The organism is Shinella sp. OV683 (assembly GCF_057787725.1).
Map to the genome: position 1 here is coordinate 1,785,909 of NZ_CM173543.1, position 25,687 is coordinate 1,811,595.

Annotated in this window: 23 protein-coding genes; 15 read left to right on the forward strand and 8 right to left on the reverse strand. The window is 61.0% G+C overall.

What is annotated here, in order from left to right; all coding sequences use genetic code 11:
* The first annotated feature begins 8 nt into the window (after window positions 1-8).
* From ACXHRN_RS08520 to ACXHRN_RS08555, 8 genes are all read left to right on the forward strand, one after another.
* A complete protein-coding gene (locus tag ACXHRN_RS08520) occupies window positions 9-539 on the forward strand; it encodes a flavin reductase family protein (RefSeq protein WP_488640887.1) in 531 nt (176 codons plus the stop codon).
* A 486-nt stretch (window positions 540-1,025) separates the two neighbouring features.
* Window positions 1,026-2,351, forward strand: coding sequence for an amidohydrolase family protein (locus ACXHRN_RS08525; protein ID WP_488640888.1), 1,326 nt, complete (start codon window positions 1,026-1,028; stop codon window positions 2,349-2,351).
* Window positions 2,352-2,423: 72 nt separating this feature from the next.
* On the forward strand, window positions 2,424-3,131 hold the full coding sequence (tenA, locus tag ACXHRN_RS08530; RefSeq protein ID WP_488640889.1) for a thiaminase II: 708 nt from the start codon (window positions 2,424-2,426) through the stop codon (window positions 3,129-3,131).
* Between the two features lie 46 nt (window positions 3,132-3,177).
* Complete coding sequence (locus tag ACXHRN_RS08535; protein ID WP_488640890.1) at window positions 3,178-3,960, forward strand: ABC transporter ATP-binding protein; 783 nt, start codon at window positions 3,178-3,180, stop codon at window positions 3,958-3,960.
* Window positions 3,957-4,736: an ABC transporter permease gene (locus ACXHRN_RS08540; protein ID WP_488640891.1), complete on the forward strand. Its 780-nt coding sequence runs from the start codon at window positions 3,957-3,959 to the stop codon at window positions 4,734-4,736. Before ACXHRN_RS08535 ends, ACXHRN_RS08540 begins: the two co-directional genes overlap by 4 nt.
* Before the next feature lie 43 nt (window positions 4,737-4,779).
* Window positions 4,780-5,718: an ABC transporter substrate-binding protein gene (locus ACXHRN_RS08545; RefSeq protein WP_488640892.1), complete on the forward strand. Its 939-nt coding sequence runs from the start codon at window positions 4,780-4,782 to the stop codon at window positions 5,716-5,718.
* 73 nt (window positions 5,719-5,791) lie between these two features.
* On the forward strand, window positions 5,792-7,060 hold the full coding sequence (locus tag ACXHRN_RS08550; protein WP_488640893.1) for an acetylornithine deacetylase: 1,269 nt from the start codon (window positions 5,792-5,794) through the stop codon (window positions 7,058-7,060).
* Window positions 7,061-7,247: 187 nt separating this feature from the next.
* Window positions 7,248-8,219, forward strand: coding sequence for a S1C family serine protease (locus tag ACXHRN_RS08555; RefSeq protein WP_488640894.1), 972 nt, complete (start codon window positions 7,248-7,250; stop codon window positions 8,217-8,219).
* An 8-nt stretch (window positions 8,220-8,227) separates the two neighbouring features.
* Here the strand turns inward: ACXHRN_RS08555 and ACXHRN_RS08560 are convergent, their stop codons facing one another.
* Entirely contained in the window at window positions 8,228-8,380 is a 153-nt protein-coding gene (locus ACXHRN_RS08560; protein WP_488640895.1) for a hypothetical protein, read from the reverse strand.
* A gap of 122 nt (window positions 8,381-8,502) precedes the next feature.
* Here ACXHRN_RS08560 and ACXHRN_RS08565 point away from each other — a divergent pair, with 122 nt between their 5' ends.
* Window positions 8,503-9,228: an SDR family oxidoreductase gene (locus tag ACXHRN_RS08565; RefSeq protein ID WP_488640896.1), complete on the forward strand. Its 726-nt coding sequence runs from the start codon at window positions 8,503-8,505 to the stop codon at window positions 9,226-9,228.
* A gap of 15 nt (window positions 9,229-9,243) precedes the next feature.
* Here the strand turns inward: ACXHRN_RS08565 and ACXHRN_RS08570 are convergent, their stop codons facing one another.
* Complete coding sequence (locus ACXHRN_RS08570) at window positions 9,244-10,680, reverse strand: metal-dependent hydrolase family protein (RefSeq protein ID WP_488640897.1); 1,437 nt, start codon at window positions 10,678-10,680, stop codon at window positions 9,244-9,246.
* Window positions 10,681-11,028: 348 nt separating this feature from the next.
* Here ACXHRN_RS08570 and ACXHRN_RS08575 point away from each other — a divergent pair, with 348 nt between their 5' ends.
* A complete protein-coding gene (locus tag ACXHRN_RS08575; protein ID WP_488640898.1) occupies window positions 11,029-11,442 on the forward strand; it encodes an HD domain-containing protein in 414 nt (137 codons plus the stop codon).
* Between the two features lie 63 nt (window positions 11,443-11,505).
* Here the strand turns inward: ACXHRN_RS08575 and ACXHRN_RS08580 are convergent, their stop codons facing one another.
* Window positions 11,506-13,851, reverse strand: coding sequence for a glucose/quinate/shikimate family membrane-bound PQQ-dependent dehydrogenase (locus ACXHRN_RS08580; RefSeq protein WP_488640899.1), 2,346 nt, complete (start codon window positions 13,849-13,851; stop codon window positions 11,506-11,508).
* 311 nt (window positions 13,852-14,162) lie between these two features.
* Between ACXHRN_RS08580 and ACXHRN_RS08585 the strand changes: the two genes are divergently transcribed.
* The 4 genes from ACXHRN_RS08585 to ACXHRN_RS08600 all read left to right on the forward strand — a co-directional run bounded on the left by ACXHRN_RS08585 (window position 14,163) and on the right by ACXHRN_RS08600 (window position 18,468).
* On the forward strand, window positions 14,163-14,393 hold the full coding sequence (locus ACXHRN_RS08585) for a hypothetical protein (RefSeq protein WP_488640900.1): 231 nt from the start codon (window positions 14,163-14,165) through the stop codon (window positions 14,391-14,393).
* 105 nt (window positions 14,394-14,498) lie between these two features.
* Window positions 14,499-16,571 (forward strand): ATP-dependent helicase, encoded by a 2,073-nt coding sequence (locus ACXHRN_RS08590; protein WP_488640901.1) that lies wholly within the window; start codon window positions 14,499-14,501, stop codon window positions 16,569-16,571.
* Window positions 16,572-16,654: 83 nt separating this feature from the next.
* Entirely contained in the window at window positions 16,655-17,116 is a 462-nt protein-coding gene (locus ACXHRN_RS08595; RefSeq protein ID WP_488640902.1) for a DUF4126 domain-containing protein, read from the forward strand.
* The gene (locus ACXHRN_RS08600; RefSeq protein ID WP_488640903.1) at window positions 17,113-18,468 is read left to right on the forward strand and encodes an FAD-containing oxidoreductase; all 1,356 of its coding nucleotides are present in this window, start codon (window positions 17,113-17,115) and stop codon (window positions 18,466-18,468) included. Before ACXHRN_RS08595 ends, ACXHRN_RS08600 begins: the two co-directional genes overlap by 4 nt.
* Before the next feature lie 129 nt (window positions 18,469-18,597).
* Here the strand turns inward: ACXHRN_RS08600 and ACXHRN_RS08605 are convergent, their stop codons facing one another.
* From ACXHRN_RS08605 to ACXHRN_RS08625, 5 genes are all read right to left on the reverse strand, one after another.
* Window positions 18,598-19,182 (reverse strand): DNA-3-methyladenine glycosylase, encoded by a 585-nt coding sequence (locus tag ACXHRN_RS08605; RefSeq protein WP_488640904.1) that lies wholly within the window; start codon window positions 19,180-19,182, stop codon window positions 18,598-18,600.
* A gap of 23 nt (window positions 19,183-19,205) precedes the next feature.
* Window positions 19,206-19,691, reverse strand: coding sequence for a BON domain-containing protein (locus ACXHRN_RS08610; protein WP_488640905.1), 486 nt, complete (start codon window positions 19,689-19,691; stop codon window positions 19,206-19,208).
* 12 nt (window positions 19,692-19,703) lie between these two features.
* Entirely contained in the window at window positions 19,704-20,354 is a 651-nt protein-coding gene (locus ACXHRN_RS08615; protein ID WP_488640906.1) for a general stress protein, read from the reverse strand.
* Between the two features lie 159 nt (window positions 20,355-20,513).
* Window positions 20,514-22,763: a heavy metal translocating P-type ATPase gene (locus tag ACXHRN_RS08620; protein ID WP_488640907.1), complete on the reverse strand. Its 2,250-nt coding sequence runs from the start codon at window positions 22,761-22,763 to the stop codon at window positions 20,514-20,516.
* A gap of 104 nt (window positions 22,764-22,867) precedes the next feature.
* Window positions 22,868-24,154: an ROK family transcriptional regulator gene (locus ACXHRN_RS08625; RefSeq protein WP_488640908.1), complete on the reverse strand. Its 1,287-nt coding sequence runs from the start codon at window positions 24,152-24,154 to the stop codon at window positions 22,868-22,870.
* A gap of 527 nt (window positions 24,155-24,681) precedes the next feature.
* On the opposite strand from ACXHRN_RS08625, the gene ACXHRN_RS08630 reads away from it, so the two are divergent.
* A complete protein-coding gene (locus ACXHRN_RS08630; RefSeq protein WP_488640909.1) occupies window positions 24,682-25,680 on the forward strand; it encodes an ABC transporter ATP-binding protein in 999 nt (332 codons plus the stop codon).
* The last annotated feature ends 7 nt before the right edge of the window (window positions 25,681-25,687 follow it).

Consider the following 25,687-nt stretch of genomic DNA (forward strand, 5'->3'; position numbering starts at 1 on the left):
AGGTCGCCATGAATTCGATTTGCAGAGAGAAAGACATCGCAAGTGCTTCCGGACTTCAAAGTGTCGATGCGGCCGACCTTAAGCGTGCGATGCGTACGGTGGCTGGTGGCGTCTCCGTGATCACGGCCGGGGTGCCAGGTGATCGAACGGGTGCGACCGTCACCTCGGCGACGGCGTTTTCCATGGAGCCGCCGATGATGATCGTTACGATCAACCGCAGCTCGTCGACCTGGCCGGCCATCCAGCTGCGAGGCCATTTCTGCGTCAACATTCTGCGACATAACCAGCATGAGATCGCCAGCCGCTTTTCCGGCATGGGCGGCATCAAGGGTGAGGCACGCTACGAGGGCGCGGGCTGGACGACCCTGGTCAGCGGGGCGCCGGTGCTGGATGATGCGGCAACCATTGTCGATTGCGTCGTCGATGAACTGATCGAGCGGCACAGCCATGGCATCGTGCTTGGCCGGGCAGTTGCGATCCGCGTCGCGCAGGAGGCGCCGCTGGTCTATAGCGACGGCCGTTACGGCCGGTTCAACTGACCAACGGCGTCGGTTTTGTGCAGGGCAAAATGATGCCGTGCTCTGCCTGATACGAGCGGGCTGCCCTCGCGGAGAGGCGGCCGAAGTTTCATGCTTGGTAAGCAACGGGTTGCGCTATGTGTAAAGCCATCTCGTCGTGCCGTGGCGCTCGAGAACTGATTTCCCGATGCGCTCGGCGACCGGTGCCGCCTGCCGGTCCGAGCTGCCAAAATTCTTCGTAAAATAAAACTATTCAACAGCTTAACGAGAATTATCGCCGCGCCTCTCAGCCGATCGCGCGGGATTTACTTGTCCATTGGCGCAGCCTCGCGATCCGTTCGATGCTCAACAGGCTTTGGCAACCGGTGTTGCCGAATCGGCAACGCGCCGTGGATCATTCTCTTATTGTGCTCTGCATCAATGCTGATAGCGTGAGGGTCGGAATGATGCTTCTCCTCGAGAAGGGGCACGTTCCACAAGGGGAACTAAAAAGGGAATGAAGCCAGCATGTCACGGATTGTGATCGAAAACGGCATGATATTGAGCCTCGACGATGCGGGGACCTATCATGAGAGCGGGACGGTGGTCGTCGAGAACGACAGGATCGTTGCGATCAGGGGCGCGGGTGAAAGTGTCGACAGGCAGCCCGGTGACGAAGTGATCGACGCCACCGACAAGATCGTCATGCCCGGCCTGATCGACCTTCACTATCACACCGCGATCGGCAAGGGTTTCAACGACCACATGCCGCTGTGGGAATATCTCGACGAATGCTGGTATCCGCTGATCCGTGCGCTGGATCCTGAAGCCGCCTATTGGGCGGCGCTGGCAAGCTATACCGAGTCGGTGAAATCAGGTGCCACCACCGTCAACGACATGTACCGGCAGCTGAATTCGCTGGCCCAGGCCGCCGAGGACATCGGCATCCGCGCCGTGCTTTCCAACGACGTCGCATCGCCGGAACATGACCTGGACAGCCTGCAGGACAATTACGATGCCTTCCAGGCCAATCATGGCAAGGCGAATGGTCGGATACAGGTGCGCATCGGCATCGAGTGGCTGCCGCTTGCCTCGCCGGAACTGCTGCGCGAAGCCCGCGCCATGGCCAATGACCTGAAGACCGGCATCCATGTTCATCTGAACGAATCCAAGACCGAAGTCGATTTTTGCCTCGAAAAATTCGGCAAGCGTCCGACCGAGCTCGCCTACGAGACCGGGCTGTTGGGGCCTGACACGATAGCCGCGCATTGCGTCTGGCTCAACGACCGCGAAATCGAGATGATGGCCGAGACCGGCACCCAGATCTCGCACAATCCGAATTCCAATGCCAAGCTCGGCAACGGTATTGCCCGCGTTCCGGAGATGATCGCCGCCGGCATCAATGTCGGCCTCGGCCATGACGCGGTGGAGTGCAACAACTCTGCTGATATGTTCGAGGTGATGAAATATGCCTCGCTGCTGCAGCGCGCCAGCCGCGTCGATGCCAGCCTGATGCAGGCCAAGGACGTGCTGCGCATGGCCACCAACAACGGCGCCAAGGCGCTCGGTCATGAGACCGGTCAACTGGCGGTCGGCAAGAAGGCTGATATCATTCTGGTGGAGACCAACAGCGCGATTTTCACGCCGCTTCTGCGCGATACGCCGGTGCATATGACCAGCCACCTGGTCTTTGCCTCCAATGGCAGCGTGGTTGACACGTCGATCATCGACGGCAATGTCGTGATGCGCGGACGCAAGCTGACGCGCGTCGATGAGAACCAGATCGTTCGGGAAGCCAATGCCGCTTTCCGGCGCATCAAGGACAAGATGGTGGTCAAGCGAAGCCAGGCTTGAGCCTGCCTTGCCTGCCATCTCTTCGGCGCGCGAAATCTGCCGCGCCGAAACAAAAGCGCTATGGGAGCCAACATGCCAAATATCGATTTCAACTACGGTCTTTTCGGAAAGTTGCGGGCGATGGCCGGCGCGGAATGGACGGGTTACGTCAACCATTCCTTCGTCAAGCAGCTTGCCGTCGGTACGCTGCCGGAGCTCTGCTTCAAGCGCTTCCTGACCCAGGATTACCTGTTCCTGATCCACTATGCGCGCGCCTATGCATTGCTCGCCTCGAAGGGGGCAACTCTCTCGGAAATTCGTTCGGCTACCTCGACGCTAGAGGCCATCGTCGATGAATTGCCGGTGCATGTGAAATACTGCAAATCCTGGGGCCTGACCGAAGAGATGATGGAATTCGAGCCCGAGGCGCCGGAAACCATGACCTATACCCGCTATGTCCTCGACATCGGCCATTCCGGCGACATTCTCGAACTCATGGCGGCGTTGATGCCATGCGTTGCGGGTTATGGCGAGATCGGTCAAATCATGCTTGCCGACAGCAAGACGGTCATAGAGGGCAATACCTACGGCGACTGGATCAAGAACTACGAGAGCGAGAGCTACCAGTCGAGCGTGCAGGATGCGATCAACAATTTCGATGCGGTCGGCAAGCGTCGTGGCGCCGAGGTTCGCCTTGAAAGGCTCTCCAAGATTTTCACGACGGCAACCCAGCTCGAATCCGCCTTCTGGCAGATGGGGTTGAACGCCGACACATCGCTTTCGCGGGCGGCGGCCGAGTAGGCGACGTTCCGCATCCGACACTCCTTGCATGACATGGTGAAATGATTTGACCGCGCATCTCAAAATCAACCCGTCGCTTGCAGCCGAACTGCCCGGCAAGAAGACCCCGCCCGGCATTCGAGTGGAGAACCTGACGTTGCGCTTCGACAAGCACACGATCTTTGAGAACCTGACTTTCGAGACGACCGGCGGCGAGTTCATCGCCCTTTTGGGGTCGAGCGGCGTCGGCAAGAGCAGCTTGCTGAAGATCATTGCAGGACTTGCCAAGCCGACGGCGGGCAGGGTGGTGGGCACCGACGGGCAACCGATCAAGGGACGCATCGCCTATATGGGCCAGCAGGACCTGCTGCTTCCCTGGCTGAACGTCATCGAAAACGTCACGCTCGGTGCGCGCCTGCGCCGTGAAAAGGTCGACAAGGCCTGGGCCGAACATCTGCTGGAGCGGGTAGGGCTCTCGACGCGCCACAAGGCCTTGCCGCAGGCTCTTTCGGGCGGCATGCGCCAGCGCGCCGCCATCGCCCGCACGCTCTATGAGCGGCAGCCGATCGTGCTGATGGATGAACCATTCTCGGCACTCGACGCGATCACCCGCGCCATGGTGCAGGAGCTGGCGGCCGAACTGCTCGAAGGCCGCACGGTGCTGCTGATCACCCACGATCCGATGGAGGCCTGCCGGCTCGGCCATCACCTGATGGTGTTGTCCGGCCATCCGGCCAAGCTCGGGACGCCGATCACCGTCGAAGGCGCGCCGCCGCGCTCGCCTGACGACCTCAATCTGTTGAAAAGCCAGGGCGAACTGCTGCGCCTGCTCGTGGAGATCGCGCGATGATCGACGCTTTCTATTCAAAATTCATCACCGGCGGCCGTGGCCTTGTCATCTTCGTCGGCTTGATCCTCATATGGTGGGCATCGGCGGTCATCTTCCAGATCCCGCCGTATATGCTGCCGACGCCGCCGCTGGTCGCCGAAGCGCTGTGGGATGGCCGCGACTATCTCTTCGAACATACATTGATCACCGCCTGGGAAATCATCCTCGGCCTGTTCTTCGGGCTGCTGTTCGGTGCACTGCTGGCGTTGGCCATGGTGTTTTCGCCGACCTTGCAGCGCTGGCTGATGCCGGTGCTGGTGGTCAGCCAGGCAATCCCGATCTTTGCGCTGGCGCCGCTGCTGGTGCTGTGGTTCGGCTTCGGCCTGTCATCCAAGGTCATAGCCGCAACGCTGGTGATCTTCTTTCCGGTCGCAGCTTCCTTTTATGACGGCTTGCGGCGCACCGAGACCGGCTGGATGGAGCTTGCGCAGACGATGCGCGCCTCGCCCTATGCCCAGCTGCGGCATATCAGGCTGGTCGCGGCTCTGCCCGCCTTTGGCTCCGGCCTGCGCGTTGCTGCAGCCGTGGCGCCGATCGGTGCCGTGATCGGCGAATGGGTCGGCTCGGCCGGTGGTCTCGGCTATGTGATGCTGAATGCCAATGCCCGCATGCAGACGGCGGTCTGCTTTGCCGCGCTCTTCGTTCTTTCGATCATGGCTGTTGCCCTGTGGCAGTTGGTCGATGTCTTCCTCAAGCGACTGCTCTACTGGGTACCCGACGCCAACCAGCCTGCATGACTCCCAAGACGACAAGAAAAGAACCACCAGAAAGGAACAACCAATGCTGAAGAAAGTAGCCCTCGGCGCAGCTGTTGCGCTGATGACGATGACCTCTGCCCATGCGGCAGACAAAGTGACCGTCCTGCTGGACTGGTTCATCAACCCCGACCACGCGCCGATCATGGTCGCCGAGCAGATCGGCGCTTTCAAGGAAGCCGGTCTCGAAGTCGAGATTGTGCCGCCTGCAGACCCGAGCATGCCGCCGCGTCTTGTGGCTGCAAAGCAGGCTGATCTTGCCATCAGCTACCAGCCGCAACTCTACATGTATGCCGAACAAGGCCTGCCGCTCGTGCGTATAGGAACGCTGGTCAATTCGCCGCTCAACACAGTGCTGTCGCTGGGCAAGAGCAACATCAAGTCGATGGCCGATTTCAAGGGCAAGAAGATCGGCTATTCGGTCAGCGGCGTCGAAGAGGCGACCCTCGGCACGATGCTGCAGAAGGATGGCCTGACGCTCAAAGACGTCACCATGGTCAATGTCAACTTCGCGCTGGTCAGCGCGCTGATGTCCGGCCAGGTCGATGGTGTTATCGGCGGCTATCGTAATTTCGAGGCCAACGAACTGAAAGACCATGGCGCCGAGCCGACCGTCTTCAAGATCGAGGATTACGGTGTCCCCGCCTATGACGAGCTGATCATCCTTGCCAACAAGGACAATGCCACCGATCCCAAATACAAGAAGTTCCTCGATGCGTTGAAGAAGGGCACCGAATACCTGATCGCCCATCCCGACGAAACCTGGGAAGCCTTCGCCAAGACGCACAAGGATCTTGACAACAAGCTGAACAAGACGGCCTGGGCCGAGACGATCCCGATGTTTTCGACCGACCCGGCCAAACTCGATGTCGCCCGCTACGAAGCCTATGGCAAGTTCCTGGCGGACAACAAACTGATCAAGAAGGAACTGCCGGTCGGCGACTATGCGATCGAGCTGAAGTAACCAAGCCTGAGAGTGGCGTGTCCAGGCGGCCGCGCCACCCTCCCTACCTTCCTAAAATTGTCGAGGGATGCCCATGCCAGCCGATCTTACGTCGATCCTGGACCTTGTGGACGCGCGCCAGGACGAACTGGTGGATCTGCTCTGCACATTGATTTCCTACGAGACGCCGGCACCACCGGCGCGAAACACCAGCAAGGCGCAGACGTTCGTCGGTGACTATCTCTCGCAACTCGGCTTTTCCATCGACATGTGGGACGTCTATCCCAATGATCCGAACGTGGTCGGCGTGCTGAAGGGTTCCGATGCCTTCAAGAGCCTGATCATCAACGGCCACATGGATGTCGCCGAAGTCAGCCCGGACGAAGCCTGGGAAACCGGCCCGTTCCAGCCGATCGTTCGCGACGGTGTGGTGATCGGCCGTGGTGCGGCCGACATGAAGGGTGGATTGGCGGGCGCCCTGTTTGCACTCAAGCTTCTGAGGGATCAGGGCGTTGAACTGGCCGGAGACATCACCTTCCAATCCGTGATCGGCGAGGAGGTCGGTGAGGCCGGCACCCTGCAATGCTGCAAGAAGGGTTATACGGCCGATCTGGCCGTGGTCGTCGACACGTCGAACCTGCAATTGCAGGGGCAGGGCGGTGTCATCACCGGCTGGATCACCGTCAAGAGCAAGCAGACCTTTCACGACGGCACGCGCCGCCAGATGATCCATGCCGGCGGCGGATTGTTCGGCGCCAGCGCCATCGAGAAGATGATGAAGATCATCCAGGGCCTGCAGGAACTGGAACGCCACTGGGCGGTGACGAAAAGTTATCCCGGCTGCCCGCTCGGTTCGACCACCATCAATCCGGCCGTGATCGAGGGCGGACGGCATGCGGCGTTTATCGCCGACGAATGCCGGCTCTGGGTGACAGTCCATTATTACCCGAATGAGAACCACGACACAGTCGTCAAGGAGATCGAGGACCACATCAACGGCATCGCCAATGCCGATCTCTGGCTTCGCGAAAATCCCGTGCAGTTCAAGTGGGGCGGCACGTCGATGATCGAGGATCGCGGCGAGATCTTCCCATCGCTCGAAGTCGATCCGCACCACGCCGGCGTCAAGCTGCTGATGGCCAGCCACAACAGCGTTACCGGCGAGAAGGCCGAGATCAAGGTTTCGCCGAGTGTCACCGATGGCGGCTGGTTTGGCGATGCGGGTATCCCCGCTGTCATCTACGGGCCGGGCACGCTGCGCTATGCGCACAGCGTCAATGAGCAGGTGTCGATCGACCAACTCAAGACATTCGTGAAGGTGCTGCTGGGCTTCATCGTCGAGTGGTCGAACACGCCAAGATAATCTGCTGGGGCAAGGCGAGGACGCGCGAACGGCCGGATGCTTGAATCCGGCCGTCCGCGTTCATATTTCATTCTCATAGAAGATCGACACACTCATTTTGCGGAGATTTCGACGCTTGGCGCAGCAGGGATGCTGAAGCTTGGCGACGGACTTTGCTCCGCCCCGGTTTGGCCGGGAAGGATCATCCATGGGCTACATTGACAAGAATATGCATACGGCTTCGGATGCTCAATTGCTCGACGCCTATTCCCAGACGGTCTCCAGCGCCGTCGACCACATTGGCCCGGCCGTTGCGCAAATCGTCATCGCGGCGGGACCCGGGCGGCCCGGCGGAGGAGGGTCCGGCTCGGGCTTCGCCATTTCGCCCGACGGTTTGCTCGTCACCAACAATCACGTCGTCGAAGGTGGAGGCAGCATCCGCGTCAAGATGCCTGACGGTTCTATCGCGGAAGGCCGCATCATCGGGCGAGACCCGGATACCGATCTGGCGCTGGTCAGGGCCGATTCCAGCTTTTCCGCCTGGGCACCGCTCGGCAATTCGCAGAACCTGAGGCGTGGCCAGATTGCGGTCGCCATCGGCAATCCGCTCGGCTTTGAATGGACTGTGACAGCGGGCGTCGTGTCGGCACTCGGTCGTTCGATGCGGGCTGCCAGTGGTCGGCTGATTGATGATGTCATCCAGACGGATGCATCTCTCAATCCCGGCAATTCCGGTGGGCCGCTGGTGTCTTCGGCAGGCGAGGTTATCGGAGTCAACACGGCCGTCATTCGTGGCGCCCAAGGCATTGCCTTTGCCGTGGCGTCGAACACCGCAAACTTCGTGATTTCCGAGATACTGCGCTTTGGCCGGGTGCGGCGTGCGTTTATCGGCGTGGCCGCCGACACTATCGCCTTGCCCCGGCATATCGCCGTGCGCGCAGGCTTGACCGGTGGGACCTCGGTGCGCTTGCGGCGGGTGGAGACGGATGGGCCGGCGGCGAAGGCGGGATTGAAGGAAGGCGATCTGGTTCTGTCGATCGATGGCCACCCCGTTAACGGTGTCGATGACATGGTCCGGCTGCTGAATGGCGAGCGGATAGACCAGGCGACGGAATTCCTGGTGCTCACGCTCGACAATGCCATTGAGCGCCGCGCGGTGCTGCCGACGGCGCGGCCATAGCCGGCACCTTAGTGCAGCCAGCGGGAGAAGGTAACCCGCCGACGCGGCGCGGAGGCTTCGGTTGTGATGCTGTCCGGTAACTCGATCAGCTCGTCGCCTGCCGATTGGCTGCGTGGCGTGGCGGGCTTGTTCTCGAACAATTTCAGGATTGCGTCATACATCGGAGTTCTCCTTTTGAAATCGGAACGTTTCTCTAAAGACCCCGTTCCCTTGATTGGACTCACGCCGGTTGCGAGCCTATATTCCCGGCCAGGACACCGAGCATTACACCGCGGAGGGCCATATGAACTGGAACGGAAAGCGTGTGCTGGTCACTGGCGCCGGCAAGGGAATAGGTCGGTCGATATCGGTCATGCTTGCGCGGCAAGGAGCAAAGATCGTCGCGCTTAGCCGTAGCGAAGCCGATCTGCAAAACCTTCAAGATGAGATCGGCTGCGAGATGCTCGACGTCGATCTCGCCGATGTCACCACCATCGGCCCCCATATTGCACACGCGCTGCCGGTCGACATGCTCGTCAACTGCGCCGGCACGACAACACTGCAATCCTTCCTCGATGGCACGCTGGATGAGTTCACGCGTGTGATGGCGGTGAATGCGGCCGCGCCAATGGTGCTGTCGCAGGTCGTGGTGCGTGACTGGATCCGGCATGGCGTCAAGGGGGTGATCGTCAATGTGTCCAGTGATGCGGCGACCCGCGCCGTCGCCAACCATGCTGCCTACTGTGCCTCCAAGGCGGCATTGGATGCCCTGACGCGGGTCATGGCGCTGGAGCTCGGTCCACATGGGATCCGCGTCAACAGCGTCCATCCCGCGGTGACGATGACTGCCATGGGCAAGCTCGCCTGGAGCGATCCCGCGAAGGCAGATCCAGTCAAGGCGCGTATTCCGATGGGGCGCTTCGTGGAGCCGGAAGATGTTGCCGAGGCAGTGTTGTTTTTGCTCAGCGACGCGGCCGCGATGATCAATGGCGTGTCGTTGCCTGTTGATGGCGGGCTGACGATCACCTGACGCGCTGGCGATGGCCTACAGAGTGTTCTTGAAGACGTGGCCATCCTTGATGACGACGCTTAGATTCCGTTGCGGATCTTCAACTATTTTCAGGTCATCAAGCGGATTGCCGTCCCAGACGAGGATGTCGGCCAGAGCGTCTTTCTCGATGACGCCGAGCTTGCCGGCATAGGGCGTACGCAGGTTGGAAAGCGCAAGAAGGTCCGCATTTCCTGATGTCGCCATGCGCAATGCCTGAGCGTTAGAATACCAGTTGGCCAAGTGGCTGAGCATGGTGTTTTGGCGGGGCGTCAACTCACGAGTAAACAGCACGTCAGAGCCCCACGCTGTCTTGATCCCGTACTTCTTCACATATTCATAGACCTTAGGCGTTCCGGCGAAGAGTTGCTTGATACGATCGGCACTCGGGCCGGTCTGCGGGCCCGCGTCTGCCGTGGTCAAGAAAGGCTGTGTGCTTAGCCAGACATTCTTGTCTGCAAACATCCTGGCCGTATTCTCGTCCATCAGATGTGCGTGCTCGACACAGGCCGCGCCGCCCGCGATGGCGCGCTGAACAGTAGTGGGTGCATAAGCGTGGACGGTCACGTAAGTATTCCAGTCCCGCGCCACATCGACGCCCGCGCGAATTTCCTCCTCACTGAATGTCGACATGTCGAGAGGGCTGCGCGGAGACGATACACCTCCCCCTCCCACCAGCTTGATCTGTGAAGCGCCTTGCACAAGCTGCTCGCGTATGCGGCGTTTCAAGTCGCCCACATCGTCGACAATAGAGGCCGCTCCCATCAGCTCGCTCAGACTGAGCCGACCTTCTCTTGCGGGGATCTCGAATGGCATCCGCAGGTCTGCATGCCCACCGGATGTTGTGATCATCGTGCCCGAAGGAAAAATACGCGGACCGGGGATGATGCCGGTGTCGATTGCCTGTTTGAAGGTAAAGATTGGTCCTCCAAGGTCACGCACGGTCGTGAAACCGCGCAGCAAGGTGCGCTCGGCTTCAGCCGTTGACGTCGCAAAGATAATGCCGGGATCCCCCATCATGAGAACCTGCAATGGAACCGCGGCGTAAATGGTGTGCCAATGAGCATCGATCAGGCCGGGCGTCAGAACGCGATCGCCGCAATCAATGACGGTGGCATCTGACGGTGGTGGATTGTTAGACTTATCGACGGCGGCGATCCTGTTGGCATCGATCAGGACTTGCACACCCACTGCCAGGGTATCTGCTTGCCCATCGAACAGTCTTGCCTGCCTGAGCAGGATCTTGGACGGCCCTGCTTGCGCTTTGGCAGACCTTGGCAATGCTCCGGCAACCGCGGCCGATCCCAGGCCTGCGAGAAAATTTCGTCGCGAATATTCGCTGAGGTGGGCGTTCCGCTGCTGCAAGAGGGGATTCGCACAACCACAGCCCTGGCCGTGAATGAGGTGTTGATACTTCTTGCCCAATCGAAACATGGCATCTCTCCGAATGCACGCCGCTGGAATAGAACCGACAACTACTGCCTATATGAGAGGTATCTGCTACTTGACGCTAGGGAATCCGCGGCACTGGCAATTGAACAGCTCCGGGTTTTCGGAAGCCGTCGGGTTTAATTTATGCGACCATAGGTGGTTTGTCCAGCAGGGCGCAGTATCCTCCGTTTCGGTCGGGTGGGATATCGCCGATGGTTCCAGCATCGGGGGTAATGGAATGAATCCAACCGTTCGAATGATGCGAACTTGCCAGGACATCGCCATTGTTCACTGTCGTGGAACAAAGCCGTTGCCCGCTCATTGTGCCTAAGCAGGGGATGGGAGACGGACATGCTGGGTGCCGGACGCTTGAACCACGCGATTGCTATCGCCGAAAAGGCCCATTACGGCCAGACCGACAAGCTCGGCCGGCCTTATTTTGCCCATTGCCAGCGTGTCGCGAATGCGCAATCGGACGACGACGAGAAGATCATAGCTTACCTGCATGACGTGATCGAGAAAGGTCCGGGCTGGACCTTGACCCGGCTCGCAGGCGAGGGCTTTTCGCAGGCGATCATCACGGCCGTCGATGCCCTGACGAAACGCCATGGAGAGAGCGACGACGCCTTCGTCCGCCGGGCAATGGCCAATCAACTCGCCCGCCCGGTCAAGAAGGCCGACCTCGAAGACAATCTCCATCAGGTCCAGGCGCAAGGCGGCGACACGGAAAAATATCAGCGTGGCTTGCATCTGATAGCGTCGTAGTGTGCGCCCTCCGCCGTCAAGTCCCCAACAAGGCGGGCAAATGACGGCGGCTCAATGTTTCTCCTACTTCGGCAACGCATAGGCGATGACGTAGTCGCCCGGCTTTGTGCCGATCGAACCATGCCCGCCTGCGACGATTACCACGATCTGGCGGCCGCCGTCATCAGTATAGGTCATGGGTGTCGCCTGGCCGCCGGCCGGCAGCCTGCCGCGCCAGAGTTCTTTGCCTGTCGATAGGTCATAGGCACGCAGGAAATTGTCGACGGCTGCCGCGAGGAAGGTCACGCCACCCTTGGTGATGATCGGTCCGCCGATGCCGGGCACACCAACCTTGAAGGGCAGCGGCAGCGGTGTCATGTCCTGTACCGTGCCGTTGACGCGCTTGTAGGCAATCTTGCCGGTGCGCAGGTCTGCAGCGGCAACGTAGCCCCACGGGGGCGCCTGGCAGGGGATTTTCAATGGTCCCAGGAACGGCCCCATATAGACGCCATAAGGTGCGCCATCATTTCGGTTAAGACCTTGTTCGCTGCCCTTTTCGTCCTGCCCTCTCGGCGGGATCTGGTCGCGCGGCACCAGCCGCGAAGTGAACGCCAGATAGGTCGGCATGCCGAACATCACTTGGCGTTCAGGATCCACCGCAATAGAACCCCAGTTAAAGACCCCAAAGTTGCCGGGATAGACCAATGTGCCTTGCAGCGACGGCGGCGTATAGCGCCCCTCGTATTTCAACTTGTGGAACTCGATGCGGCACATCATCTGGTCAAACAGCGACACACCCCACATGTCGCGCTCTTCCAGTGGCCGCGGCATGAATGTCAGGTCTGACACTGGCTGGGTGGGCGCGGTGAAGTCTTCCTTGATCGCACCGGAGGGTGCCGGCACGTCCTTGACAGGGATGATCGGTTCGCCGCTGCGGCGATCGAGCACGTAGATGTCGCCCTGCTTGGTCGCGCCGACCAAAGCCGGAACGGCGGTTCCATCGGCTTTTGTCAACGTGAGAAGTGCAGGCTGGGCGGGCACGTCCATGTCCCAGAGATCGTGACGGACGGTCTGCCGCGCCCACTTGACCTGGCCCGAACTAACGTCGAGCGCGACGATGGAGGACGAGTACTTTTCGACATTGGCGCTTCTGCCGATGCCCAACTGGTCCGGCACCTGGTTCCCGAGCGGGATGTAGACGAGGCCGAGACCCTCGTCGACGCTGAAGACCGACCAGCTATTGGGTGAGTTCACCGTATATGTCTGCCCTGCTGGCAACGGCGTGGTGACATCGGGATTGCCGGAATCCCAGTTCCAGATCAGCGCGCCCGTATGAACGTCGAAGGCGCGGATGACACCGGATTGTTCCTTGGTGGAGTAATTGTCGTTGACTGCCCCGCCGATGATGATCTTGTCCGCGACGATGGCCGGAGGCGACGTCGAATAGTAATAGCCGGCCGGATTGTAGAGCATGCCCGTTTCGAGATGCAGCACGCCTTCCTGCGCGAATGTCTTGCAGACTTCACCCTTTTCGGCGTCGAGCGCGATCAGCCGCGCATCCGACGTCGGCAGGTAGACGCGCGTCTTACAGGGCGAGTTGTCCGGCGCTGCCGCGTCCGCATAGTAAGAGACGCCGCGGCAGGTCTGGTGCTGACGGTTCGGGTTGAGGCCGACCTTAGGATCATACTTCCATTTCTGCTTGCCGGTCGTCGCATCGAGCGCGATCGCCCAACTGTGGGGCGTGCAGAGATAGAGCGTGTTGCCAACCTTGAGCGGGGTCACCTGATAGGTCGTTTCCCCGATATCGTCCGGGCCCTTGACGTCACCCGTCTGGTATTGCCAGACCTGCGCGAGGTCCTTGACGTTTTCCGTGGTGATCTGGTCGAGCGGCGAATATCGTTGCCCGAGCAGCGTGCGGCCATAGTGATGCCATTCGCCCGGCGGCACGTTGCTTGCGACGTCGGCGGCGTTGGCGGCCGGCGCATCGGGCAGCGTCCCCGCCATGTCATGCGGATGCTGGAATATCGAGAAGATGGCGATGCAAAGCGCAATCAGCGTGGGCAGGCCAAGCGGCCAAAGGGGCGCCCTGGCTCCGGCTTCGCGCTGAAACCTGCGACCAAGCCGGCGTCGGACCCACGGCGTCAGCAGCCACAGACCGAACAGCACGATGATACCGCCGCGCGGGCCGAGCTGCCACCAGTCGAAACCGATTTCCCAGACCGCCCAGCCCAACGAGCCCAGGACGAACAGGCCATAGACCCAGAGCGTTTCGCGCCGCCTGAAAAGCAATAGCAGGGCCGAGAGGATGAAGACGACACCGGCGATGAAATAGAAATAGCTGCCGCCGAGCGACACGAGTTCGGCTCCACCGACCAGCAGCGATGCACCGATCGCTGCCGATATCAGGGCCGTCACGATGATAAGGATCATGAGAATTTCCCCTGTTGGACGGGCATTGCCGCATCCGGCTTGAAAAATGGTTCGTGAATCCTGCGATGACGCAGTCGTGGTTTACCCCGAGTGGCGACAAGTCGAGTTGCGACCAGCGGTTTGATGCGTGCAACCTACACCCTCGCAATCAGAAAAGTAATTGCGAAAACAACGCGGCAAGATCGCTTTGGTTCCAAGAGACGACACAGCGTAATGCGTCGTCATTCTCGCGTATGGATGGAACCTAGATGCGGTGAGTACCGTTTTGATGACGCGGGGGTACGACTGAGGGAGCGCCTTGGAGGTACCGAATGCGCAAGCTATTGATGATCATGCTTCTCTGGACATCGAGTGCGTCCGCCTCCGTCCAGCCCGCAGAAGCTGAAAGCCCCGCCATCCATCCAGCCAGCATGCCGGAGCAACCCGTCGAAGGCGTGTGTTCAAACGGCAACGAGGCCAGGCCCCTGCTGCTGTTCGTGCGCTCCGACGACGGTCGCTTGCATCTTGTCGGGATCGTCAGGGTGATACGGCCGGACTGCTGATATCAGGTTGCACCACGTTTGCACGGCAATTGCTGCCGGCTTTCCAAGTCGCAGCGAATCCCGTACGTTCATATTCTGTTCCGGGGACTGCGGATTTGGAGTGGCATGGCGGCGGCCTATCTTGAAAAGCTGAATGATGCGCAACGGCGTGCTGTCGAGCACGGCTGTGGAGACGTCAGGGGTGAGGCCGTGGCCGGTCCGCTGCTCATCATTGCCGGTGCCGGTTCGGGCAAGACCAATACGCTCGCCCATAAGGTCGCCCATCTCATCGTCAATGGCGCCGATCCGCGCCGCATCCTGCTGATGACCTTTTCGCGGCGTGCCGCATCAGAAATGGCCCGGCGTGTCGAGCGGATTTGCACCAAGGTGTTGGGCACAGGTGGCGGAGCGATCACCGATGCACTGGCCTGGAGCGGCACGTTTCACGGTGTGGGCGCGCGGATGCTGCGCGACTACGCCTACGAGATCGGCCTCAACCCGGACTTCACCATCCATGACCGCGAGGACAGCGCCGATCTCCTCAATCTGGTTCGCCATGAGCTCGGCTTTTCCAAGATGGAGAGCCGCTTTCCCACCAAGGCGACGTGCCTCTCGATCTATTCCCGGGTCGTCAATTCGGAACAGCCGCTGGAATATGTGCTGAAAACAGCCTTTCCCTGGTGCCAGAACTGGCAAGCGCAATTGCGCGAACTGTTTGCCGGCTATGTCGACGCCAAGCAGGCGCAAAACGTGCTCGACTACGACGACCTGCTACTCTATTGGGCGCAGGCCGCGAGCGAGAAGGCAATCGCCGAGGAGATGGCGACGCGCTTCGACTACATCCTCGTCGATGAGTATCAGGACACCAACCGTCTGCAGAGCTCGATCTTGAGCGCCCTCAAGCCCGATGGGCGCGGCCTGACAGTGGTCGGAGACGATGCGCAGTCGATCTATTCCTTTCGTGCGGCCACGGTGCGCAACATCCTCGATTTTCCCGGCATATTCGAGCCACGCGCCGATATTATCACGCTCGATCGCAACTACCGTTCGACGGCGCCGATCCTGGCTGCCGCCAATGGCGTTATCGAGCTGGCGCGCGAGCGCTTCACCAAGAACCTCTGGACCGATCGCGAAGCCAGCGAGCGTCCCCGACTGGTGACTGTGCGCGATGAAGGCGAGCAGGGACGATTCATCGTCGAGACGGTGCTCGAAAACCGCGAGCGCGGCGAGACGCTCAAGCAACAGGCGGTGCTGTTCCGTGCCTCGCATCACAGCGCAGCACTCGAAATCGAGCTCACGCGCCGCAACATTCCGTTCGTGAAATTCGGCGGACTGAAGTTCCTCGACAGTGCCCATGTCAAGGATCTGCTCGCCATCCTGCGGTTTGCCCAGAACCCGCGCGACAAGGTGGCCGGTTTCCGGCTGATGCAGCTTTTACCCGGCATCGGGCCGCAGACCGCCGCAAAGGTCCTCGATACGATGCTGGTGGCGCCCAATCCGCTGATGGAGCTCGCCGAAATGGCGGTGCCGCCCAAGGCCAGCGAGCATTGGAATACGCTGGTCGACCTGCTCGAAGGCCTGCATAGGCGGAGCGCCGGCTGGCCGCAGGAGATCGAGCAGGCACGGCTGTGGTACGAGCCGCATCTCGACCGCATCCACGAGGATGCCGACATGCGCAAGGCTGACCTTTTGCAGCTTGAGCAGATCGCCTCGGGCTATCAGAGCCGCGAACGCTTCCTGACTGAGCTGACGCTTGATCCGCCGGACGCGACCAGCGACCAGCCCGGTGTGCCGCTGCTTGATGAAGACTATCTGATCCTTTCGACTATCCATTCGGCCAAGGGGCAGGAGTGGAAATCGGTGTTCGTGCTCAATTGCGTTGACGGTTGTATTCCATCCGACCTGGCGGTCGGCAGCACCGATGAGATCGAGGAAGAGCGGCGGCTGCTCTATGTCGCCATGACCCGGGCCAAGGACAATCTTTCGCTGATCATTCCGCAGCGCTTTTATACTCATGGGCAGAACCCGCAGGGTGACCGGCATGTCTATGCGTCGCGGACCCGTTTCATCCCGGCAACATTGCTGCAATTCTTCGAGGTCGGCGCCTGGCCGAAGGTGTCTGCGAACGATGCCGAACGGCGCGAGGCGCGTCAGATCAAGGTCGATGTCGGCGCCCGGATGCGAGGCATGTGGCGGTAGCTTAGCTGCACAAAGGGAAGTTGAGTTCTCGGATGAATTGCGTTCTACTGCCCCGATTGAGATCATAAATTCAGGGGACGTGTATGATTATTCTGCTCGCTCTGCTTATAGGTGTTATTGCTGGCCTGCGCGCCATGACCGCGCCCGCAGCCGTTGCCTGGGCTGCGCATCTCGGTTGGTTCGACCTCTCGCAGACGCCGCTGGCTTTCCTCGGATATCAATGGACGCCGTGGGTGTTCACCCTGTTTGCGATTGTCGAGTTGATCACAGGCCAGTTGCCGACGACCCCGAGCCGTAAGGTTCCGGTACAGTTCGGCACCCGCATCGTCATGGGCGTCTTGTCGGGCGCCGCGATCGGCGCCGTCGGCGGCCAGTTGGTGGCGGGCGCTATCGCCGGCGTGGTGGGTGCGGTGATTGGCACCTACGGCGGCGCAGCAGCGCGTGGTCGCCTTGCCGGGATGTTCGGCAAGGATCTGCCGGCCGCTTTGATCGAGGATGTGGTGGCAATCGGAGGCGCGGTGCTGATCGTCGCGGCAGTCGCATGAAGAGTTTCGACGCGATCGTGATCGGGGCGGGCCAGGCCGGTCCGTCCATGGCCGGCCGGCTGACTGGCGCCGGCATGAAGGTGGCTCTGATCGAGCGAAAGCTGGTGGGCGGCACCTGCGTCAATTATGGCTGCATGCCGACCAAGACGCTGGTTGCCAGCGCGCGGGCAGCCTATGTCGCGCGGCGCGGTGGCGAGTACGGAGTGCAGATTGCCGGCGATGTCGGCATCGACATGCCTGTCGTCAAAGGCCGTGCAGACACGGTGATCCACAATGCTCGCCAAGGTCTTGAGGATTGGTTTGCCGGAATGGACGGGCTGACCTTCATTCGCGGCCACGCGCAATTCACGGACAGCAAGACCATCAGCGTCAATGGCGAGCAACTGACAGCGCCGAAGATATTCCTCAATGTCGGCGGGCGACCGTCGATACCCAAGATGCCGGGGCTGGATGGGGTGGATTTCCTGACCAGTACGACCATACTTGGGCTCGACAAGGTGCCACGTCACCTTGCGGTGATCGGCGGCAGCTACATCGCGCTGGAATTTGGCCAGATGTATCGCCGCTTTGGCGCCGAAGTAACGATCATCGAGCGCGGCGAGCGGCTGGCTTCACGCGAGGATACCGATATCTCCCAGGCGATCGAGGATATCATGATCGCCGAGGGCATCGCTGTTCACAAGAACGCCACCGATGTCAGCTTCGGCAAGTCCGGGGCGAACATCGTCGTGGCCTTCGGTGGTGCCGAGATCGCTGCAAGCCATGTGCTCATAGCCACCGGCCGTGCGCCCAACACCGATGACCTCGGCCTCGACAAGGCTGGCGTCAAGACCGACAGCCGTGGCTTTATCGTGGTCGACGATCGCCTCTCGAGCACAGTCGACGGCATCTGGGCGCTCGGCGATTGCAACGGGCGCGGCGCGTTTACCCACACGTCCTATAACGATTTCGAGATCGTTGCTGCGAATTTGCTCGATGGCGGCGACCGAAAGGTCAGCGACCGCGTGCCGGCCTATGCGCTCTATATCGACCCACCGCTCGGCCGCGTCGGCATGACTGAAGCCGAGGCCCGCAAGAGCGGCCGCAAGATCCTCGTCTCGACCCGGCCGATGACCCGCGTTGGCCGGGCGGTGGAAAAGGGCGAGACCAAAGGCTTCATGAAGGTGGTGGCCGATGCCGACACCAAGGAAATTCTTGGTGCCGCTATTCTCGGCGTGGACGGTGACGAGGCCATCCACGGCATTCTCGACATGATGAATGCCAAGGCCACTTATCCCATCCTGAAATGGGCGGTGCCGATCCATCCGACGGTCTCCGAGCTGATCCCGACGCTGATCGGCGACCTTAAATAGGTCCTCATTTCCATGGCGAAAAGCCCAGACCGTCGAACGCGAGCGCGACATCCAGATGATATTCAAACGCACGCAACACGTTTTCCGGCCAAAAGCGTACTGCGTTTCGTGAGAAATCGATAGTTCGAGTCAGAATTTCTTGCTCAGCATCCGTGAGCCTTCAAGCCCGAAGCGTAATTGCTCTTCGACCGCCTTGGTGATGCCGATGCGCGTGCCGACGGCAACGGGATGGTCTTCGACGCGTGCTTGAAGCTCGAAAGGCGGCTCAAGCAGCGACATCCCGTCATGCTCGCCGGTGATGGCCAATGCCTGGCACAATCGGCCAGGCCCCGAACAGAGGAGGCGGGCTGCGACGTCCCCCCGCCGTTCGCGCATCACCCCGACGCCGTGGTCCGGATGGATCGCGCGGATCAGCACCGCGCTGCCCGGCAGGCAGACGAAATTCAGGCACCAGTGCATTCCGTAGATGCGATAGACATAGATATGTCCGGGTGGGCCGAACATCGCGCCGTTGCGAGGCGTGCGACCTCGATAGCTATGCGATGCCGGATCCTGATCGTGATAGGCCTCGGTTTCGAGAATGGTGCCGCCGACGCCATCGAAGAGAAGCGTCGCGCCGATCAGGTCTGCGGCGACATATTGTGGAGGGCGTTCGAAAAAGCGGGCATCTATCGTCTCAGCGTCCGTCGTGGTTGATTGCGAAGCTATGGTCACGGCAAGCCTTTGTCGATGTCTGCCTATTCGTCGGCGTCGAAGGGAATATGGCTGTCGGCCCCCAGCAGAATCAAGTTGTTTCTCGTGTCGCGGACGCCTGCGGTGCGCAGCACGAGCTGGTTGATGATCTGGCTGTCCTGTTCGGTATCGACCCCGCCATTGATCTCGGCAATACCATCATGGACCGTGATCTCGATCTGGTTGTCGCTCCAGCGGCCGCTGTCGGAGAGACGATTGGAAATCCGCTCTTCGATGTCGTCGTCGTTGATCGTTCCATGCTCCTCGTCGGGGAAAAGGTTCGGCCCGCCTTGGCTTTCGATGAACGGCTCACTCGCAATCTGGGTGTTTTTCGGATCGAGTTCGTCGGAGGCCTCGCCGTAGTCGGCGTTGCGCCTCTTGACCGGTTCGCCATCCGCATAGGGCCATCCTTCGCCGAGATCGCGCTGTTCGAAGTCACGGTAGTCTTCTTCGCGGTCTTTTTCGTGGGTGGTCCTGTTCGGGCCTGGCATGATGCGTCTCCTTTACACGTGGAACGGAAATACCGGCGGCGGTGTGCCTGCACGGTCTGCGAGCCGTGGCTCGGATTGCTCGCCGGGCTCGGATTGCTCGCCGGGCTCGGCACCGTCGCCGGGTTCCGCATGGTCGTCGAAACGCGACCAGCCTTCGGCCGCCAGTTCGTCGCGGCGGGCGGCGATATCGACACGATGCTTGATCATGATCGTCTCTGCTGCGGTGATCCTGGCCTCCTCGACACGTGCGGTCACCAACGTGCCGCCGCGGCGGATGCCTTCGATATAGACATGGGCGTCATGTTCATCGACGCCATGCGCCTTCAATGCGCCGACGAGACTGCCGCCTGCACCGCCGATAATCGCGCCCGCGGCGGAGCCGGCGAAAGTCGAGAGCAGCCAGCCGGCCGAAACGACCGGGCCGATACCGGGCAGGGTGATGACACCGAGGCCCGCGAGCAATCCGCCCACACCGCCCACCATCGCCCCGAGGCCCGCCCCGGTCTCCGCACCGGCCTCGGCTTGAGAATCCTCAGCGTACCAGCCGTCTCCATGGTTGGATATCAGTGAGATATCGGCAGAGGGGATGCCGCGGGCGTGCAACTCGCTGACGGTCGCGAGCGCTTCATCGCGGTTGTCGAAAAGACCGATTATCGTTTTCATGGACTTTCCTCCTCATGGATTCTGGTCATGACAATGTTCTGGAGTCGAGGCCAGAACGCAGCCTTGGACGGAGAGTTCCATCAGGCTGCGCGCCTTTGCTCAGTCGGCATTATACGCTCCTTGTGGCAGGATCGGAAGTTTGAAGCCGGCTATGCGCTTTCAGGCTGCTGAACGTGGCGCGGCCAGCAGCCTCAGGGCATTGATCGTCACCAGAACGGTGGCGCCGGTGTCGGCGAGAATGGCCGGCCAGAGCCCGGTGATGCCCATGATCGTCGTCACCAGGAACACGGCTTTCAGCCCCAGCGCGATGGTGATGTTCTGTTTGATGTTGCCCATGGTCCGTTGGGACAGCTTCACCATTTCAGCGACGTCGCCAACGCGGCCATGCAGGATTGCCGCATCCGCCGTTTCCAGCGCCACGTCCGTACCGCCACCCATGGCGATGCCGATATCGGCCGCCGCCAGCGCCGGCGCATCGTTGATGCCATCGCCGACCTTGGCGACAACCAGACCCTTGGCCTTGAGTTCACCGACGATGCGCTGCTTGTCTTCGGGCAGCAGTTCTGCGCGGACGTCGTCGATGCCGAGCTTGGCACCGATCGCTTTGGCTGTGCGGGCATTGTCGCCGGTCAACATGACCGTCTGGATACCGGCATCGCGCAGAGCCTTGAGGCCGGCCACGGCATCGGCGCGCCGCTCGTCGCGCATGGCGATGGCGCCGGCAATCTGGTCGCCCGCGATCAGGATGGAGACCGTCTTGCCGTCTTCGTTGAGTGCTTCGATCCGTGACTGGAGACCTGCCGGCAACGCTTGACGCTCACCTGCTGCCTGCGGCGAACCGAGAAACAGTGGCTGGCCCTCGACCGTTGCCGTCACGCCCTTGCCGCCCATGGCCGCGAGATCGGTTGCGGCTGGAACGTCGGTCTTGTCGTCCGCCGCCTTTTTGAGGATGGCCAGCGCCAGGGGATGGCTGGAGCCCGTCTCAAGCGCGGCAGCAAGGCGCAACACGTCGGCGTCGGAAGCGTTGACGCCAATGATATCGGTGACCACCGGCTTGCCTTCGGTGAGCGTGCCGGTCTTGTCGAGCGCGACGGCTGTGATACGGCCCATGCCTTCGAGCACCGCGCCGCCCTTGAGCAGCAGGCCGCGGCGGGCGCCGGACGAAAGCGAGGCGGCTATAGCGGCCGGGGTGGAGATCACCAATGCGCAGGGGCAGCCGATCAGCAGCACGGCGACGCCTTTGTAGATCCACTCGGACCAGCTCGCGCCCGCAGCAAGCGGTGGGACAATGGCGATCAGGGCGCCGGCGACGAGAACGCCCGGTGTATAGTAGCGCGAGAAACGATCGATGAAGCGCTCGGTCGGGCTTTTGGATTCCTGGGCTTCCTCGACCAGTTTGACGACACGGGCAATGGTGTTGTCCGAGGCTGCCGCCGTGACGCGAACACGCAAGGCAGCTTCGCCATTGATGGTGCCGGCAAAGACATTGGCGTCCTTGCCCTTGCGAACGGGTATGCTTTCGCCGGTAACCGGAGCCTCATCGACTGAGCTTTCGCCCTCGATGATGGTGCCGTCTGCCGGAATGCGGTCGCCGGGGCGGACGAGAATGGTGGCGCCGATGACCAACGAATCTGCGGGCACCTCGCGCGTTTTGCCATCCACTTCCAGGAATGCGCTCTTTGGCACCAGTGCGCTGAGCGACTGGATGCTGGCGCGCGCGCGGCCGGCGGCAATGCCTTCCAGCAATTCACCGACCAGGAAGAGGAAGACGACGGTTGCGGCTTCCTCGCCGGCATTGATCAGCACTGCGCCGACTGCCGCGATCGTCATCAGCATCTCGATGGTGAAGGGAATGCCCGCCAGCGCCGCCATAGCGGCTCGCCTGGCGATCGGGATCAGCCCGACCAGCATCGCGACGATAAAGGCATAGGGCGCGATCGCCGGCACGAGATGCCCGACGACATAGGCAACGATCAGGGCACCGCCGCTGGCCAGCGTCAGAAAGGCTTTCTTCGACCGCCACCATGGCCCGTCCTCGATGCTGTGATCGTGGCCATGCAGGCCCTCGACCAAAGGTTCTTCGCCAGAGCTGTGCGCATGATCGTGGTGATCACGGTCGTGCTCGTGGTCGCGATGATCGTGGGCGCCGTGGTCGTGATCATGCGCCTTGAAAGGTTGCGTCGATGCCGTCTTTTCGCTGACGGTGTAGCCGAGTCTGGTCACCGCCTTCTCTACCGTTTCGAGATCGGCATCCGCGCCGAAGTCGATCTTCATCGTACCAGCTGTGGCGGAGACATTGACATCCGATATGCCTGGCAGGCGACGCACGGCGGTGTCGATCTTGGCCGCGCAACCCGCGCAATCCATGCCGCCAATATGATATCGCTTGCTGCTCGCTGCCTCGGTCATTGCCAAAATCCTCTTTCAATTTCCTTCTGCCTACACCCTCTAGCGACTAGAGGGGCAAGCGGAAAAATCGATAAAAGCGACAATCCGCCGACAAATCTTTCGCGTCAATGTTGTGCGGGATCGACACCCAGCACAGCAAGCGCGGAATTGACCGGCTGGGATGCGCTGGTCGAGAACATCCAGGCGGAACTCGAAATATCGCTGTTCATGGCTGCCGCCATCGGCAAGGCCGCAGCGCCCCGGGCGGGCAGTTCGGCGGCATGCTCGGCGGGCATAAGTCGCGGCAGCGTGGCCCCACGGCGATGGGCCATCGGGGGCAGGAGTGGCGCGGTGGCTGCAATCAGGCCCTCGACCAATTCCGGCGGCATGCCGCCGCCAATCACCACGGTATCCGGGTCAAGCATCGCCTCAACATTGCGGATGGCGATGCGGAGGTATTGGCCGGCTTCCTTCAGCCAGGCCGATATGCGCGGATCATTGTCGCTGAGATAGCCGACGATTTCCTCGGCCGGTACTTCGTCCGGCGTGCGGTCAGGGCCGCACACGGCTTCCGCTGCGGAGTAGTAGGACACATATTGTTCGAGGCAGCCACGACTGCCGCAGGCGCAAAGCCTGCCGCCCGGCTTGACGATCATGTGGCCGATCTCGCCCGCGCCGCCGAATGCACCGCGGTAAGAATTGCCTTCCATGATCAGCCCGCCGCCGATGCCGAGATTGAAATGCAGGTAGAAGAAGCTGCCCGCGACCCGGCCGATGCCATAGAGTTTTTCGCCGATGGCCGCCGCCGTCGCGTCATTCTCGACCATGGCGCGGACGCCGGTCAGCGCTTCGAGCTGGTCGGTCAGCGGAAATTTCGTCCACTCGTCAGCCTCCTGCACCTTGTCATACCAAAAGCGGCCATTCTCCACCGTGCCCGGCACGCTGCAGCCGATGCCCCAGATCTTTTCGTGCTTGACCCCGGAGTGCGCGATCAGCCGCAGGGCGAGGGCACCAAGTAGATCGGCGATATCAGCCGGCGCGCGCTCCACGACGTCCTGCGACTCGCTGACGACCACGGCACCAGCGAGATCGGCAAGCACACCCGTGACGCGGCGATAGGCGAGGCTGAGCCCGATCGTGTAGCCGCCACCGGGATTGACCGACAGTTCCACCGCGGGCTGGCCGCGCTGGCCGAGGCGCTTGCCCTCCTGACGGATGAGGCCTGCCTGTTCCAGCTCCGATGATATGTTGGAGATCGCCTGTACGGTAAGCCCGATCGTGCCTGCGAGTTCGGCGCGGGTCACGGGGCCTGTACGCCTGACGGCATCGAAAACGGCGCGACGGTTGAGCGTTCTGGTGTGATCAAGATTGGTGCCTGAAATGGCGCCTTTTCGGCCTGCATGCGCATTCATTCGATAGGTCTCGTGCTTCAGTGGCGTCTTTACAAGATAATCAAAAAGGATTTAATTAAAAGGTGTTGTTTTAAAGCGGTTCCAGACCGGCGTAACCTAGTCTTGTAGTGCGCAAATTGGTGCGCAATCGCTGTCAGATGTTCGAATGGGCCAGACAAACGGGCAGATACTGAGCAGACAGGCTGATAACAGGCATCTTCTGGGCAGTTCGCCGTACTAATAACCATACGGTTACTTTTGGCGTTGATCTGGTGCCCTATTTTCGGAAATCGCGGTCCTTGCGCCTCGGTTTTTCCAGCAGCAGCCGGCTATGAACGATCTCCTGATCCTAGCTAATAATGTGAATGCAAACAGCAAGATACGTAGTCTCTGCCGTGCTCTTTTGTCCGTGGCGTCATGCGCGGCCATTCTACGCCATGCGCTTATTTTAAACACTCTTTGATAACTCTGCTTGACAAGCAAATCTCGGCGCTGCTAGCTTTGCACCATACGGTTATTTAGCGGGGTGAGGACGCGCTTTGCAGGCCATGATCGACATTGAGGAGGTCTCGAAGTCATTTTCGACCAAGGCTGCGGCATCGCCGCTGGCGCTCGATGCCGTGAGCCTGCGCATTCTGGACAAGGAATTCTTCACACTGCTCGGGCCGTCCGGCTGTGGCAAGACCACGCTTCTCCGTCTGATCGGTGGCTTTGAGGCGCCGACTTCGGGCTCCATCCGCATTGGCGGGCTGGAGGCGGCGATGCTGCCGCCGCAGGGCCGGCCGGTGAACACGGTCTTCCAGAGCTATGCGCTGTTTCCGCATATGAGCGTGGCCGAAAATGTTGCCTTCGGGCTCGAGATGCAGAGAGTTGCGAAGGCCGAGATCGGGCCGCGGGTGCAGGAAGCGCTGCGGCTTGTCAGGCTCGAGGATTTCGCCTCGCGCATGCCGCGCCAGCTCTCCGGCGGCCAGCAGCAGCGCGTCGCACTTGCCCGCGCGCTCGCGCCAAGGCCCAAGGTCTTGTTGCTCGACGAGCCACTTTCTGCGCTGGATCTGAAACTCCGCAAGGAGATGCAGAGCGAGCTCAAGCGCCTCCAGCGCGAGACCGGCATCACCTTCGTGCTCGTCACCCATGATCAGGAAGAAGCGTTGGCGATGTCGGACCGCATCGCGGTGATGTCGGCGGGGCGCGTGCTGCAGGTTGGAGAGCCGCGCGAGATCTACAACAACCCGGAAAATCGCTTCGTGGCCGATTTCATCGGCGAATCCAACCTGCTGCCCGGCGCCGCGCTCGGGCGAAATGACGCGATCATGGTCTCCATCCGTCCGGAGCGGATCAGCCTTTCGCCTGCTGCACTCGGCAGGGGCAGGGTGAAGGGTACTGTGACCTCGGTCACCTTCCTCGGCCTCGACACGCTCTACGAAGTGGCGCTCGACAGCGAGATCCGTCTGCGCAGCCGCTGCCGTGACGGCGATGCGCCGCTCAGCATGGGCGATGCCGTGGTCGCCGACTGGCGCGACGACGTCGAACGTCATCTGGTCAACTGAGGGGAGG

Bases quoted from the DNA above. Each gene is read 5' to 3' on its own strand.
- ACXHRN_RS08570 (WP_488640897.1), bottom strand. From the start codon at position 10,680: ATGTTTCGATTGGGCAAGAAGTATCAACACCTCATTCACGGCCAGGGC.
- ACXHRN_RS08550 (WP_488640893.1), top strand. From the start codon at position 5,792: ATGCCAGCCGATCTTACGTCGATCCTGGACCTTGTGGACGCGCGCCAG.
- ACXHRN_RS08625 (WP_488640908.1), bottom strand. From the start codon at position 24,154: ATGAATGCGCATGCAGGCCGAAAAGGCGCCATTTCAGGCACCAATCTT.
- ACXHRN_RS08525 (WP_488640888.1), top strand. From the start codon at position 1,026: ATGTCACGGATTGTGATCGAAAACGGCATGATATTGAGCCTCGACGAT.
- ACXHRN_RS08565 (WP_488640896.1), top strand. From the start codon at position 8,503: ATGAACTGGAACGGAAAGCGTGTGCTGGTCACTGGCGCCGGCAAGGGA.
- ACXHRN_RS08560 (WP_488640895.1), bottom strand. From the start codon at position 8,380: ATGTATGACGCAATCCTGAAATTGTTCGAGAACAAGCCCGCCACGCCA.
- ACXHRN_RS08620 (WP_488640907.1), bottom strand. From the start codon at position 22,763: ATGACCGAGGCAGCGAGCAGCAAGCGATATCATATTGGCGGCATGGAT.
- ACXHRN_RS08600 (WP_488640903.1), top strand. From the start codon at position 17,113: ATGAAGAGTTTCGACGCGATCGTGATCGGGGCGGGCCAGGCCGGTCCG.
- tenA (WP_488640889.1), top strand. From the start codon at position 2,424: ATGCCAAATATCGATTTCAACTACGGTCTTTTCGGAAAGTTGCGGGCG.
- ACXHRN_RS08555 (WP_488640894.1), top strand. From the start codon at position 7,248: ATGGGCTACATTGACAAGAATATGCATACGGCTTCGGATGCTCAATTG.
- ACXHRN_RS08520 (WP_488640887.1), top strand. From the start codon at position 9: ATGAATTCGATTTGCAGAGAGAAAGACATCGCAAGTGCTTCCGGACTT.
- ACXHRN_RS08615 (WP_488640906.1), bottom strand. From the start codon at position 20,354: ATGAAAACGATAATCGGTCTTTTCGACAACCGCGATGAAGCGCTCGCG.
- ACXHRN_RS08545 (WP_488640892.1), top strand. From the start codon at position 4,780: ATGCTGAAGAAAGTAGCCCTCGGCGCAGCTGTTGCGCTGATGACGATG.
- ACXHRN_RS08585 (WP_488640900.1), top strand. From the start codon at position 14,163: ATGCGCAAGCTATTGATGATCATGCTTCTCTGGACATCGAGTGCGTCC.
- ACXHRN_RS08630 (WP_488640909.1), top strand. From the start codon at position 24,682: ATGATCGACATTGAGGAGGTCTCGAAGTCATTTTCGACCAAGGCTGCG.
- ACXHRN_RS08540 (WP_488640891.1), top strand. From the start codon at position 3,957: ATGATCGACGCTTTCTATTCAAAATTCATCACCGGCGGCCGTGGCCTT.
- ACXHRN_RS08580 (WP_488640899.1), bottom strand. From the start codon at position 13,851: ATGATCCTTATCATCGTGACGGCCCTGATATCGGCAGCGATCGGTGCA.
- ACXHRN_RS08590 (WP_488640901.1), top strand. From the start codon at position 14,499: ATGGCGGCGGCCTATCTTGAAAAGCTGAATGATGCGCAACGGCGTGCT.
- ACXHRN_RS08575 (WP_488640898.1), top strand. From the start codon at position 11,029: ATGCTGGGTGCCGGACGCTTGAACCACGCGATTGCTATCGCCGAAAAG.
- ACXHRN_RS08610 (WP_488640905.1), bottom strand. From the start codon at position 19,691: ATGCCAGGCCCGAACAGGACCACCCACGAAAAAGACCGCGAAGAAGAC.
- ACXHRN_RS08595 (WP_488640902.1), top strand. From the start codon at position 16,655: ATGATTATTCTGCTCGCTCTGCTTATAGGTGTTATTGCTGGCCTGCGC.